Here is a 13,729-nt window from a genome sequence, read left to right on the forward strand (position 1 = left end):
CATCAATCGGAAGCAAATCAATAGGTTTTGCGCTATGATAGCGCACTGTTTTGCCCGGAGTCCTGTGTGCTGCAATTTATCTATTCCCAGCTTATTAGGCTGATTCTGCCGTTCATTCTGCTGCGCCTGTGGTGGAACGGACGTCGAGCTCCGGAACTCAGGCGCAACTGGTACCAGCGCTTGGGCATTGTGCCCCGGGCTAGCGGCACGGTTGTGTGGGTTCATGCTGTCTCGGTGGGTGAAACCATAGCGGCAGCGCCCATGGTTCGACGATTGCTGGCCCGGAACCCGGGTATCACCATCCTGATGACAGCCATGACCGACACCGGCCTGGCCCAGGCACGCAAGATGTTTGGTGATCAGGTGCAGTACGCCTACGCACCCTATGATACGCCGGGCGCCATCCGGCGTTTCCTGGATCGCGCCAGCCCGCGAATACTGGTCATCATGGAAACCGAAATCTGGCCGAACATGATTCGTCAGTGCCGGGCTCGCCGGGTTCCGGTGTTTTTGATCAACGCCCGCCTGTCAGAACGATCCGCCCGGGGCTATGAGCGTATTCGCGGCCTCGCAGCCCCAATCATGCGCAGTATCAGTTGGGTGGCGGCCCAGGCAGAGAAAGACGCCGAGAGGTTTCGGCGAATTGGCGTTGCGCCTGAGAAAGTGGCCGTAACGGGTAGTGTCAAATTTGACGTTGATATCCCTGAAGATGTGCGAGCTGCGGCTATGGCGCTCCGACAGGAGCTGGCGGGGCGGCCAGTCTGGATTGCCGGCAGCACCCACGGCAGCGAAAACGATCAACTGCTGGCGGCTCATGGAAAAGTTTTGGCAGAACATCCAGGCGCTCTGCTGATCCTGGTTCCGAGACACCCCGACCGCTTTGAGCCTGTGGCAGAAAAAGCGGTCAAGGAGGGGCTGACTCTGGCCCGTCGCTCCCTTGGAGAGGGCCCTGCCCAGGCCCAGGTGTATCTCGGAGATACCATGGGGGAGCTGATGATGCTTTACGGCGCCAGTGACCTGGCCTTTGTAGGCGGCTCACTGATCGAGCGCGGCGGCCACAACCCCCTCGAACCCGCCGGATGGGGTATTCCGGTGTTTTCAGGCCCGCATATCTTTAATTTCGAAACTATATACCAGAGCCTGCTGAATGACCGGGGCGTTAAACTGGTTACCGATGCAGATGATCTGGCCGCTCACGTGTCGTCTCTTTTTAGTGACGGTCAGGAACGTGAAGCGATTGGTCAGCGAGCCCTGGAAGTGGTGAACAAGAACCGCGGGGCGTTAGACAAGGTGGTTGATGGGATTATTGAGCGGGTGTGATACATCGGCCCAAAAGATGCGGGCGAGCCTTCGGGCCCGCCCTGGTGGTTACTGGGTAGGATCGTCCAAGGTTTTCTTCTCGTTGGCCAGCGCCTCGATGCCGGGTGCAGCGGCGCTCAGCCAGTTGTTCAGGTCGATCAGGTCCCGAGGGGTCAGGGTTCCGGCGGCCTGTTTGAGCTGAAGCGAGTTGATCAGGTAATCATAGCGGGCGTTGGCGTAATCTCTCAGGGCTACGTAGTAGGCCCGTTCCGCATCCAGTACTTCCACAATATTGCGCGTTCCAACCTCATAGCCGGCGCGGGTGGCGTCGAGGGCGCTGCGGCGAGAGATGATGGTCTGTTCCAGGGCGGAAGCGGTCTCTATATTGTTGTTGACCGTCAGGAACAGGCTCCGGGTATTCACCCGTACGTCCCGGCGCACCGTATTCAGGTCCTGTTCGGCGGCGGTGAGCAGCGAGCGCTGTTCCCGGACGCCGGCCTGGGTGCCGCCGCCCGTGTAGAACGGGATGGTCAGTGACAGTGAGACAATCGATTGGTTGCCTTCTTGCTGAGTAAAAAGGGCGTTCTCCAGACTGGTTTCCTGGTAGGAGGCGCTCAGCTCAAGAGTTGGTAAATGATCAGACTTTGCCGCTTTCAGGCTGGCTTCGCTGGCACTGAACTGTCTCTGGGCCGCCTGAATGGACCAGTTCTGCTCCACGGCGGTTGTTTCCCAGGAAGTTGGATCCATAGGCTCCGGGCGCCCGAGCGGAAAATTCTGCCTGAGATTTTCCATGGCGTCCGGATATTCTCCGGTTAACCGGGCCAGTTGTTCTTTGGCCACATTGAGGTCGTTGTCGGCGGCGATGCGCTGGCTTCTGGCATCGTCGTAGCTGGCACGCGCCTCATAGACTTCGGTGATGGCAATGAGCCCCACGTCAAACCGTTCCTGGGCCTGTTCGTACTGGCGCTGGATGGCCGTTTCAGTTGCTTTGGCGGTTGTGACGGTGTCTTTGGCGCGCAAGACATCGAAGTAGGCGGTTGCTACATCAAGAATCAGCTGTTGCTGGGCCAGGTTGTACTGGGCCTCGGCCGCCTCGGTCTGGAACTGGCTGGCCTCATAGCTGAACCAGTCTTGAGCCCGGAACAGTGGCTGAGTCAGTTCGATTCCGTAGCGGTAGGTGCGATAACTGTCTCCCGAGAAGAGTTGCCGCGTCAGTTCATCGGCGTTTGCCCCCCCGGGTATATTCCTGGGCTCGAAACTTGTGTAGCTTGCTGACCCAACCGCCGAGATTTTGGGCAGCAGGGCGCTCTTGCTGACATCGCTGGTTGCCTGCTGTGCCTGGAACTGCGCCAGGGACGAGGCAATGCCGGAGTCATAGGACAGTGCCTTTTCATAGGTTTCCATCAGATCCAGAGAGAACGCAGGCTGGGCTGCGAGCAGGCTGATCAATCCTGGAAGTAAACGCTTATTCATTGCTTCTCCTGACAAACTATCTCCGGGTATCCCTGATCTGGATAGGGGGTTCGGAAGGCCTGTATTCAAGGTATGGGCCGGTGCCGACGGTGACCCAAAGGTATTGGTTGCTCATTATGGACAATAAACGCCTCCGCTTCTACACTTGCAGAGTTCACTCATTTTGTGAGCAGTTCGCGTCTTGACGGGGTGCTGATACACCGAAAACCGGTGGTTGGCTGAGATTGCAGTGCGGAACCCGCAACCTGATCCGGATAATGCCGGCGTAGGGATTAAGACCATTCAAAACGTGCTGGTTCCAGCCTCTTCCGTACCGGAAGGCCCGTCATACGCGACCCGACAACCCTCCAATACCGGGAGCAGACCATGACGGACTTGCCAGCCTATCTCAGTGAATCCGCAGCGGCGGATTCCGCCGCCATCAAACCATTATCAGGCTCACGAAAAGTATACGTGCAGGGTAGCCGATCCGATCTGCGGGTACCTATGCGGGAAATTACCGTGCAGGACACGCCCACGGAGATGGGCGGCGAGCCGAACCCTCCGGTGGTTGTGTACGATACGTCCGGCCCGTACACAGATCCTGAAGCTGCTATTGATCTTCGTAAAGGTCTCAAACAAGTCCGCGCCGCCTGGATCGCCGAACGCGGTGATGTGGAGCAGCTTCCGGACTACTCTTCCGGGTTCACCCGCCGCCGCATGAAAGACCCCCAGCTTGACCCGCTGAGGTTCATGGACGAGCGAAAACCGCTACGGGCCAAACCTGGCCAAAACGTTTCCCAGATGCACTACGCCCGGCAGGGTATCGTGACCCCGGAGATGGAGTACATCGCCATCCGTGAAAACATGAAGCTGCAGGAGGCCCGGGAACAGGGTCTGCTGAAAGACCAGCATCCCGGCCAGTCCTTCGGCGCCAATCTGCCTGCGGAAATCACCCCGGAGTTCGTCCGAGACGAGGTAGCTCGCGGCCGCGCCATTATCCCCGCGAACATCAATCACCCGGAATCCGAGCCGATGATCATTGGCCGTAACTTTCTGGTGAAGATTAACGGCAACATTGGCAACTCAGCGGTCAGCTCCTCCATTGAGGAAGAAGTCGAGAAACTGACCTGGGGCATCCGCTGGGGCGCCGATACCATCATGGACCTGTCTACCGGCAAGAACATTCACGAGACCCGGGAATGGATCATCCGCAACTCCCCGGTACCCATCGGCACCGTGCCGATTTACCAGGCCCTGGAAAAAGTCGGCGGCGTGGCCGAGGACCTGACCTGGGAAATCTTCCGGGATACCCTGATCGAACAGGCCGAGCAGGGCGTGGATTACTTCACCATCCATGCGGGCGTCCGCCTGCACCATGTGCCTATGACTGCCAAGCGCACCACAGGCATCGTCTCCCGGGGTGGTTCGATCATGGCCAAATGGTGCCTGGCTCACCACAAGGAAAGCTTCCTGTACGAGCACTTCGAAGACATCTGCGAAATCATGAAAGCCTACGATGTCTCTTTCAGCCTTGGCGACGGCCTGCGCCCCGGCTCCATCGCCGACGCCAACGACGCAGCCCAGTTCGGCGAACTGGAAACCCTCGGTGAGCTCACCAAGATCGCCTGGAAACACGATGTGCAGTGCATGATTGAAGGCCCCGGCCATGTGCCCATGCATCTGGTGAAAGAGAATATGGACAAGCAGCTCGAATGTTGCGACGAAGCGCCGTTCTACACCCTGGGCCCGCTGATTACCGATATTGCGCCGGGCTACGATCACATCACGTCCGGTATTGGTGCCGCCATGATCGGCTGGTATGGCTGCGCCATGCTTTGCTACGTCACACCCAAGGAACACCTGGGGCTGCCCAACAAGGACGATGTGAAAACCGGCATCATCACTTACAAGATCGCCGCCCACGCCGCGGACCTGGCGAAGGGGCACCCGGGTGCCCAGATTCGCGATAATGCGCTCTCCAAGGCCCGTTTCGAATTCCGTTGGGAAGACCAGTTCAACCTCGGTCTGGACCCGGATACGGCTCGCGCCTACCACGATGAGACCCTGCCGAAGGAATCCGCCAAGGTGGCGCATTTCTGTTCCATGTGCGGACCGAAGTTCTGCTCCATGCAGATTTCCCAGGAAGTTCGGGATTATGCGAAGGAGCACGGCCTGGATGAGGTGTCGGCAGTGGATGCCGGCATGCAGGAGAAATCCCGCGAGTTCGTGGAGTCCGGGAGTAAGCTTTACGACAAGGTTTGAACTTGAAGTAATACCCAACTAAAGGCTATCGTTCCAAGTCGATTCAACGACCGGACAAAAAATGGCCAAACCGTTCCAGTTCAACGCCGACGACGTCAACGTCGAAAAACGTGAAACCGTCTTCCAGGGCTTCTTCCGCATGGATAAGCTCTGGTTGACCCATCCGCGTTTTGACGGCCGGGACATGCCGGTGTTTACCCGAGAACTCTTCATTCGTGGCGATGCCACCTGTGTACTTCCCTACGACCCGGAACGGGACGAGGTAGTCCTTCTTGAGCAGTTCCGTCTTGGTGCCCTGGGTCGTGATCAGTCGCCGTGGCTGCTGGAGCTGGTGGCTGGTATGAACGAAGACGGCGAGAGCCCTGAAGAAGTCGCTCAACGCGAGGGCCAGGAAGAGGCCGGACTTACCTTTGAGCCGCTGGAAAAAATCTGCGATTACCTGGTGTCACCCGGCGGCAGCACGGAAATGATTCACCTTTATTGCGGGTGTGTCAGCACCGCGGATGCCGGTGGTCTGTATGGTATGGAACATGAACATGAGGATATCCGTGCCCATGTGGTGTCATCCGACGACGCCATAGCGATGATCCACGATGGTCGCATCAACAACGCGGCCGCCATTATAGCCCTGCAGTGGCTCGAGCTGAATCGGGCCCGTTTGAGGAAAGGGTGGCAGTGATGGGCGAGTGGACCATGAAACCCAGGCGGTATGTTCCGGATCTCAGACAGCTCGGCGCCTTGTGTGACGGAAACTATCAGCGGCTCCGTAAGCTGAGGCAGCTGGAGGTGGACGGCAAGCCCGTGTGCGAGTTCGAGCTGCATCGGGAGAACCACTACCTGGGACGAGTCCGGATTCAGGTGCTCCAGACAGCAAAGTTCACCGAAACCCTGTTGCTTGAGCAGGTCCATAATTCCGGTCGTTGGTTAAACAACCCTCAAATGACCGTACGGGTCTACCACGACGCCAGCATGGCGGAAGTGATCAGCTGCTACCGTGATCGCCAGATTGCTCCCGTCAACGATTACCCCAATCGCTTCATGCACCATCCGGATGAAAAGGTCCAGGTCAACGGCTTCCTCGCCGATTGGCTGGATTACTGTCTCAGGTTTGGTCACCTGCCCATGGAACATGCAGCCTGGTCTGCCGGCGAAGGCGTCGACTGAGGCGGTTCGATACACGCTTATCCTGTACTAAAGTGGTGTGGCTATGGCGCACCGATGTGCCATAGTTGTCAAAAATTGCAATATATCGTCTAAGCCTTGCCAGAATGTGACCCGGGTTCGATTCGAAAGTGATAAATCTGTGAATCGGCGTCGTACACTTGTTATCAGACCACGTATTGCCAGCGAGTAGATCCAGAACGCCATGACCACGAAGGAAAAAAACCGGCCACTGCGGGTACTGCAGCTGACTGATCCGCACCTGATGGCGCGTGCCGACGGAGATCTGTTGGGCGTTAGAACCCGGGAAAGCCTGCAGGCGGTTATTGCAGAGGTATTGAAAGTGCACGGTCAGCCGGATCTGATTCTGGCTACCGGGGATCTCGCTCAAGACGGGTCGGTGGAAGCGTACCGAGTCTTTGGTGAGAGCCTGAAGTCTTTCTCCTGTCCCTCAGTCTGGATCGCTGGTAATCACGATCATATCGATAACCTGCTCCAGGTTTCTCGCGAGTACAACGCTTCTGATCGTCACGTGATTCAGGGTGGCTGGCAGTTTGTGATGCTGGATTCCTCTGTGCCCGGCAAGGTTTTCGGCGCTTTGGCTGAATCCGAACTGGCGTTCCTCTCGGAGACGCTTGAGCAACATCCGGACATACCGGCAGTGATTGCACTCCATCATCATCCGGTGGATATCGGCTCCGACTGGATGGAGAAAATTGGCCTAACCAATCGCGATGCGTTCTGGCAGGTGCTAGATCGATTTCCTCAGGTCAGGATCGTGTTGTGGGGGCATATCCATCAGGAGCACGAGCGCGAGCGCAACGGCGTGCAGCTGTTGGCCACGCCGTCCACCTGCATCCAGTTTACTTCCGGTTCCAGTAAGTTCTCGGTTGAGGATTTACCGCCCGGTTACCGCTGGTTCGAATTCCACGATTATGGCGACTTCGCAACGGAAGTCCGCCGGGCCGAGGATTTCCAGTTCGAGCTGGATCAGAACAGTTCCGGTTACTGAATACTTTCTCTGAGTTCCCGAGCGGCGGCGACCATGCCTTTCAGGGCAGGGCGGACCTCCTCCCACTGACGGGTCTTCAGGCCACAGTCTGGGTTCACCCATAGCCGCTCTGCTGGTATCCGCTCTGCCGCCTTTATCATCAATGATCGAATCTGCTCGCTGTCGGGAATATTCGGCGAGTGTATGTCATAGACACCGGGCCCGATGTCGTTCGGGTAATGGAAACCACGGAAGGCATCGAGAAGCTCCATGTCCGACCGGGAGGTCTCGATGGTAATCACATCAGCGTCCATCCGGGCGATGGCTTCGATAATGTCGTTGAACTCCGAATAGCACATGTGGGTGTGGATCTGGGTTTCGTCTCGAACGCCGTTGGCAGATATCCGGAATGACTCGATGGCCCAGTCCAGATAGTTCTTCCAATCGGCTTGCCGCAGCGGCAAGCCCTCCCGAAGGGCGGCTTCATCGATCTGGATAATTCGGGCGCCCGAGGCCTCCAGATCCAGCACCTCCTCCCGGATGGCCAGTGCCAGTTGAAGGCAGGTCTCTCGCCGTGGCTGGTCGTCCCGCACGAACGACCAGTTGAGGATGGTGACAGGTCCGGTCAGCATGCCCTTCAGAGGCTTTTTCGTGAGCGACTGGGCATAGCGGATCCATTCGACGGTCATGGCTTTCGGGCGAGATATGTCTCCGAACAGGATGGGTGGTTTCACGCATCGCGAGCCGTAGGACTGAACCCACCCGAACTGACTGAAGGCATAGCCGTCCAGTTGTTCGCCGAAATATTCGACCATGTCGTTTCGCTCGGCTTCGCCGTGAACAAGCACATCGAGCCCCAGGGCCTCCTGCTCGACAATGCAGCGACGAACCTCTTCGCGAATCCGGGCGTTGTATTGCGGCTCCGTTAGCTCACCCTTTCGGAACTGCAAGCGGGTCTGGCGGATATCCCGTGTTTGGGGAAAGGACCCGATGGTGGTTGTCGGGAAGCGGGGTAGGCCAAGCTTCCGTTGCTGTATGGCGATGCGGTCCGGGAAACGGCTTTGCCGCTGACCGAGTGCCGGACTGACGTCGGCGAGACGGGCCTGCACAGAAGCGCTGTGAACTTGTTCGGATGTTGCCCGACTGTTGACGGCTACCGTCGATTCCGCCAGTTGTTCGCGAACGGCCGCTCTTCCATTACTCAACGCTGTGGCGAGAGTCTTCAGTTCATCCAGTTTCTGGACGGCGAATGCCAGCCAGCTGCGGATTTCCGGGTCAAGCTTGTCTTCACTCGTTAGATCGACAGGCACATGAATCAGTGAGCAGGATGGCGCGAGCCAGAGACGATTCCCCAACTTTTCATAGACCGGTTCGAGCCAGTCGAGGGTCTTCTCCAGATCCGATCGCCAGATATTCCGGCCATTGATAACGCCCAAAGAAAGTTGCTTGTGGGGCGGTAGCCAGTCGACCACACGGGGGACTTCCTGTGGGGCACTGATGGCATCGAGGTGCAATCCGGCCACGGGTAATTCACAGGCCAGCTGCAGATTTTCTCGCAATTCACCGAAGTAAGTGGTTACCAACAACTTCGGCGTGCTTGTCTTGAGGTGGTGATAAGCGAGGCTGAAGGCGTGGCGCCAGTCCGCATCCAGGTCGGTCACAAGCGCGGGTTCGTCTACCTGAACCCACTCAACGCCACGGTCTGCTAACAGTTCCAGAAGCTCTGAGTACACGGGCAGTAAAGACTCCAGCAGCAATAGTCGGTCGCTGTCGTCTTTGGCTTTGCCAAGCCAGAGATAGGTGACGGGGCCGATAATCACCGGCTTTGGTGTTAATCCTTGGGCTCGCGCCTCGTCGATCTGATCGATTAGTCGGTTGCCATTGAGTCGAAAGCGGGTGTTTTGGTGGAACTCGGGCACGATGTAGTGATAGTTGGTGTCGAACCATTTGGTCATTTCCCCTGCCTGAACACCACAGCAGGCTGATTCCTGCCCGGAACGCCCCCGGGCTACCCGGAAATAACGGTCGAGTTCGCTGCCTTTGGTGTCGTTCACCCGCTCAGGCAGGTTGCCCAGGGTGACACTCATATCCAGTATCTGATCGTAAAAGGAGAAGTCTCCGACGGGCACTCGGTCCAGTGGGCGTTGGTTCTGCCAATGCCTGCGCCGGAGATCGGCACCGGTAATCTGCAGATCCTCCTCGTTTATCCGGCCTTTCCAGAAGGCTTCCTGGGCAAACTTCAGCTCGCGGCGGGCCCCGATTCGTGGGAAGCCGAGATTGTGGGTGGTTACCATGGTGTGTCCTCTGCTTGATTTCGTGATTTTGAAGAAAGTGCAGAATATCCACCTGGCGGAATGAAAAATAATGGTATTATTTCAGAGATCAATGAATATTGCTCATGCGAAGGGTGATAATGATCGAGCGAAGCCATCTGGAAATTCTCCGGGCAGTGAATCAGCAGGGGTCTTTGACGGCGGCCGCCGAGTGCCTGCACTTGACGCAATCTGCCCTCAGCCATTCCATCCGTAAGCTGGAACACCAGTTGGGTACCGACGTCTGGGTGCGGGAAGGGCGGCAGTTGCGACTGACCCAGTCGGGGGAATACCTGCTTTCGCTGGCCAACAGGCTGCTGCCGCAGATGGAGCACGCGGAGATGCTGATCGGCCAGTTTGCCAGGGGGCAGCGTGGCACGCTGCGTATCGGAATGGAGTGCCATCCCTGCTATCAATGGCTGTTGAAAGTAGTCGGGCCCTATCTGGAGGGCTGGCCCGGGGTGGATGTGGATGTAAAACAGAAATTCCAGTTTGGCGGCATTGGCGCCCTGTTCGGTCACGACATCGACATGCTGGTAACTCCGGACCCCCTGCAGCGCCCGGGCCTGGTTTTCGAGCCGGTGTTCGACTACGAGCAGGTGTTGGTGGTGGCCGCGGACCATGCTCTGGCGGACAAGGCCTGGGCTGAACCCGGGGATCTGGAGAAAGAAACCCTGATCACCTACCCGGTGGAAATCGAACGTCTGGATATCTACACGCGGTTCTTGCTTCCGGCCCACGCCAGTCCCGCGCGGCACAAAACCATCGAGACCACCGATATCATGTTGCAAATGGTTGCGGCAGGGCGCGGGGTGGCCGCGCTCCCACGCTGGCTGGTCGAGGATTACGGTACCCGGATTCCGGTTCGGCCGGTTCAGCTCGGGGAAACGGGGATTCCGAAACAGATCTTTTTGGGACTTCGTGAGCGGGATCGGGAGGTGGATTACCTGAATTCGTTCATGAAGCTGGCACGTGAGGTTCGCTGGAATTAACCTCTTCAGTTAAACTGCGCAAAAAATTCGTTCAGGAAACCAGACTATGAGTGAGATACCCGCAGACCTGAAATACATTGAGACCCATCAATGGGTTCGCGTGTCAGACGATGGCACGGCGACTGTCGGTATTACGGATTTTGCCCAGGAGCAACTGGGTGATGTGGTATACATCGGTGTTCCGGATGTGGGCGCAACGGTTAACGGTGGAGAGGAAGCCGGAGTCGCTGAGTCTGTGAAGTCGGCTTCGGATGTGTTCAGCCCGGTGACCGGTGAGGTTATCGAGGTGAATGAGAGCCTTGAGGACGAGCCGGAGAAGGTCAACGAAGATCCCTACGGTGACGGCTGGCTTTACAAGGTGCGGCTTGAGGATGCTGGTGAGCTGGATGGCCTGATGGATTCTACAGCTTATGCGGAGCATGTGGCGGCCGAGGAATAACACTTCCGCTTGGGAGGCTGGCCTGACGGGGCGGGCCTTCCAAAACACGCTGTGAATACGTCCCTGTACGCTTGGCTCCGCCATCCCTGGCTCCGCACAGTTTTGGAAGGCCCGCCCCGTCAGCCCGTCATACATCGGTATCAGTTTCAACTCATCTTGTATAATCCCTGTCTTTCCTTTCCAGGTGGTCTTTATGAATTTTCCGGTTCTGTATCTTCGAAAAGGCGCAGAGCGCCGTCTCCGTGCTGGCCATCTATGGGTTTACAGCAATGAGGTGGACACCCGCCGCAGTCCGCTGACGGAATTCGAGGCCGGTGTTCAGGCGGAGCTTCGGGCGTCGAACGACAAGCCTCTGGGTACAGTGTTCGTTAATCCCCATGCGCTGATTTGTGGCCGGCTGATCAGTCGGGATCCGGGCCACGGTATGACGCCCCAGCGGTTGACCCAGCGGATGGAGGCTGCGCTTGCGCTCAGAGAACGGCTTTTCGACAAGCCGTTTTACCGTTGGGTGTTTGGCGACAGTGACGGGCTTTCGGGGCTGGTGATTGACCGGTTTGATTCCACGGTGGTGGTGCAGATTTCCACGGCCGGTATGGAAGCGATGAAGGAGGCAGTTGTTCGGGCAGTCCAGCGGCTGGTGCACCCTGAGGCGATCATCCTCAAGAACGATGGCAAGATGCGCAAGGTGGAGGGGCTGGATACCTACGTGGAGCAGGCCCATGGCGCTGCGGTGAGTCTGCTGGAGGTGGAGGAGAACGGTGTCCGGTTCGAGGTGCCGTTGGAAGGCGGCCAGAAGACGGGCTGGTTTTACGATCATCGGATGAACCGTGCCCGTTTGCAGGCCTATGCGCCGGGCAAGCGGGTGTTGGATGTGTTCAGTTATGTCGGTGGCTGGGGCATTCAGGCCGCTTGTGCCGGGGCCACCCAAGTGACCTGTGTCGACAGTTCGGCCGGTGCCATTGATTCGGTTCACCACAACGCCAGGCTCAATGGCCTCGACAATGTGGAAACCATTGAGGGAGATGCCTTCGAGGCCCTGAAGGCGCTGGCGGATGAGAAGGAGAAGTTTGATGTGGTGGTTCTCGATCCGCCGGCACTGATTCCCCGGCGCAGGGACCAGAAGGCGGGTGAAGAGGCCTATGCCCGGCTGAACCAGCTCGGTCTGCGGTTGCTGGAGCGCGATGGGATACTGGTTTCCGCGTCCTGTTCGATGCATCTCTCGCAGGAGAAGCTGGTGGACATCATTCGAGGCAGCGGCCGCAAGATCGACCGCTTTGTCCAGTTGCTCGAGCAGGGGCATCAGGCTCCGGATCACCCGGTGATTCCGGGCATCCCCGAGACCGATTACATCAAGTCCTGCTTTGTACGCTCACTAACAGGCTTCTTCTGAAGCATTTGAAGTCGGGGTCAGATGAAAGCTTTCATCTGACCCCATATTCACATTTCAGCCTCTCAGTGACATCACTTTCCAGCCGTTGTCCCGGGCAAATTGCTCCAGGGTCGGGTCCGGGTCGACGGCTACCGGGTTGTCCACTTTTTTCAGCAGCGGCAAGTCATTGTGGGAGTCGCTGTAGAACCAGGCCCCCTCGAGTGTCCTGTTATGGGCACTCAGCCAGTCATCCAGTCGCGCGACTTTGCCATCCTGAAAGCTCGGAGTGCCGGCCACTTCGCCTGTATAACGGCCGTTGACAAGCTCGGGCTCGGTGGCGATCAGATGTTCTATGCCGAGGGCCTCGGCAATGGGTTCAGTCACAAAACGGTTGGTGGCGGTGATGATCATCAGGGTGTGACCCTGCTCCCGGTGGCTGTCCAGCAGCGTATCTGCAGTGGCCTGCATCATGGGGCGCACTTTTTTCTCCATAAAGGCTTCCCGCCACGCCAGTAGCTCTTCCATGTTGTGACTGGCCAAAGGCTGAAGGGCAAACCCCAGGTAGTGCAGAATATCCAGCTCGCCGTTCAGGTATTCCTGATAGAAGCGGTCGTTGGCAAGGCGGTATTCCTCGGCATCGACAATGCCTTCCTCCACCAGAAATTCGCCCCAGGCGTGGTCGCTGTCTCCGGCTAAAAGGGTGTTGTCGAGATCAAAAATTGCGAGCGTCAAGCGGCTACCTCCGGTGATCACAGGGCTTGCAGTAAAACGCCAAGTCTATCATGACCTGTCCCCAACGGCTCCGTTTGCCGAACCCTTGGGATTCTGTAAGAATGAGAGCAACTTGGACAAATCCGACCGGTGAATTTTTGTACCGGTCAACCGACTTTTGAGAGGACTGTGCCGTGATCGATTCAGACGGTTTCAGACCCAACGTCGGAATCATTCTGGCCAATCACAGAGGAGAAGTTCTCTGGGCAAGGCGAATAGGGCAGGACTCCTGGCAGTTTCCCCAGGGTGGCATCAAACATGATGAATCCCCCGAGGATGCGCTGTATCGGGAGCTTGGAGAGGAAATCGGCCTCTGTGCAAACGATGTGGAAATCATCAGCTGCACGCGAGGCTGGCTGAGGTATCGACTCCCGAGGAGGATGGTACGCCAAAACTCCCACCCCGTTTGTGTGGGCCAAAAACAGAAATGGTTCCTGCTGAGGATGTTATCGCCGGACGCGCAGGTTTGCGTGGACGGTACGGATTCACCGGAGTTCGACGGCTGGCAGTGGGTAAGCTACTGGTATCCGTTGGGGCAGGTGGTTTCATTCAAGCGAGAAGTGTATCGACGCGCGCTGAGAGAGCTTGCGCCGCGACTGTTCTACAACATGGAGCAGTGGCATAGGGCGGAGCAGAATCGGCGTTTACAGGAACACCAGAAATGACGGACTGACACCG

12 protein-coding genes and 1 riboswitch are annotated in these 13,729 nt (G+C 57.6%); of the genes, 9 read left to right on the forward strand and 3 right to left on the reverse strand.

Annotated elements, in window-relative coordinates:
- The first annotated feature begins 66 nt into the window (after positions 1-66).
- The gene (gene waaA / locus AC13E3_RS04380) at positions 67-1,320 is read left to right on the forward strand and encodes a lipid IV(A) 3-deoxy-D-manno-octulosonic acid transferase (RefSeq protein WP_008170840.1); all 1,254 of its coding nucleotides are present in this window, start codon (positions 67-69) and stop codon (positions 1,318-1,320) included.
- 48 nt (positions 1,321-1,368) lie between these two features.
- Here the strand turns inward: waaA and AC13E3_RS04385 are convergent, their stop codons facing one another.
- Positions 1,369-2,772, reverse strand: a complete 1,404-nt coding sequence (locus tag AC13E3_RS04385; protein WP_008170837.1) for a TolC family outer membrane protein — start codon at positions 2,770-2,772, stop codon at positions 1,369-1,371.
- Positions 2,773-2,947: 175 nt separating this feature from the next.
- A riboswitch (TPP riboswitch) is annotated at positions 2,948-3,061 on the forward strand.
- Positions 3,062-3,138: 77 nt separating this feature from the next.
- Here AC13E3_RS04385 and thiC point away from each other — a divergent pair.
- The 4 genes from thiC (at position 3,139) to cpdA (ending at position 7,189) form a co-directional block, all read left to right on the forward strand.
- Positions 3,139-5,016, forward strand: coding sequence for a phosphomethylpyrimidine synthase ThiC (gene thiC / locus AC13E3_RS04390; protein ID WP_008170834.1), 1,878 nt, complete (start codon positions 3,139-3,141; stop codon positions 5,014-5,016).
- A 61-nt stretch (positions 5,017-5,077) separates the two neighbouring features.
- Positions 5,078-5,695: an NUDIX domain-containing protein gene (locus AC13E3_RS04395; RefSeq protein ID WP_008170832.1), complete on the forward strand. Its 618-nt coding sequence runs from the start codon at positions 5,078-5,080 to the stop codon at positions 5,693-5,695.
- Positions 5,695-6,180 (forward strand): DUF1249 domain-containing protein, encoded by a 486-nt coding sequence (locus AC13E3_RS04400; protein WP_008170830.1) that lies wholly within the window; start codon positions 5,695-5,697, stop codon positions 6,178-6,180. The genes AC13E3_RS04395 and AC13E3_RS04400 overlap by 1 nt, the downstream gene beginning before the upstream one ends.
- Positions 6,181-6,382: 202 nt before the next feature.
- Complete coding sequence (gene cpdA, locus AC13E3_RS04405) at positions 6,383-7,189, forward strand: 3',5'-cyclic-AMP phosphodiesterase (RefSeq protein WP_008170828.1); 807 nt, start codon at positions 6,383-6,385, stop codon at positions 7,187-7,189.
- Here cpdA and metE read toward each other — a convergent pair.
- Entirely contained in the window at positions 7,183-9,462 is a 2,280-nt protein-coding gene (metE, locus tag AC13E3_RS04410) for a 5-methyltetrahydropteroyltriglutamate--homocysteine S-methyltransferase (protein WP_008170826.1), read from the reverse strand. The genes cpdA and metE overlap by 7 nt on opposite strands.
- 119 nt (positions 9,463-9,581) lie before the next feature.
- Here metE and AC13E3_RS04415 point away from each other — a divergent pair, with 119 nt between their 5' ends.
- The 3 genes from AC13E3_RS04415 to AC13E3_RS04425 all read left to right on the forward strand — a co-directional run bounded on the left by AC13E3_RS04415 (position 9,582) and on the right by AC13E3_RS04425 (position 12,301).
- Complete coding sequence (locus AC13E3_RS04415; protein WP_008170824.1) at positions 9,582-10,472, forward strand: LysR family transcriptional regulator; 891 nt, start codon at positions 9,582-9,584, stop codon at positions 10,470-10,472.
- A 46-nt stretch (positions 10,473-10,518) separates the two neighbouring features.
- Positions 10,519-10,911 carry a glycine cleavage system protein GcvH gene (gene gcvH, locus AC13E3_RS04420; RefSeq protein ID WP_008170823.1) on the forward strand — a complete coding sequence of 131 codons (393 nt, stop codon included), beginning with the start codon at positions 10,519-10,521 and terminating at the stop codon, positions 10,909-10,911.
- Between the two features lie 193 nt (positions 10,912-11,104).
- Entirely contained in the window at positions 11,105-12,301 is a 1,197-nt protein-coding gene (locus AC13E3_RS04425; RefSeq protein WP_008170821.1) for a class I SAM-dependent rRNA methyltransferase, read from the forward strand.
- Positions 12,302-12,355: 54 nt separating this feature from the next.
- Here AC13E3_RS04425 and AC13E3_RS04430 read toward each other — a convergent pair whose 3' ends face one another.
- Positions 12,356-13,012, reverse strand: coding sequence for a histidinol-phosphatase (locus tag AC13E3_RS04430; protein WP_008170819.1), 657 nt, complete (start codon positions 13,010-13,012; stop codon positions 12,356-12,358).
- 173 nt (positions 13,013-13,185) lie between these two features.
- Between AC13E3_RS04430 and AC13E3_RS04435 the strand changes: the two genes are divergently transcribed.
- Positions 13,186-13,716, forward strand: a complete 531-nt coding sequence (locus AC13E3_RS04435; RefSeq protein WP_041644941.1) for an RNA pyrophosphohydrolase — start codon at positions 13,186-13,188, stop codon at positions 13,714-13,716.
- Positions 13,717-13,729: the final 13 nt, after the last annotated feature.

It is taken from the genome of Marinobacter sp. L-80 (genome assembly GCF_056859395.1).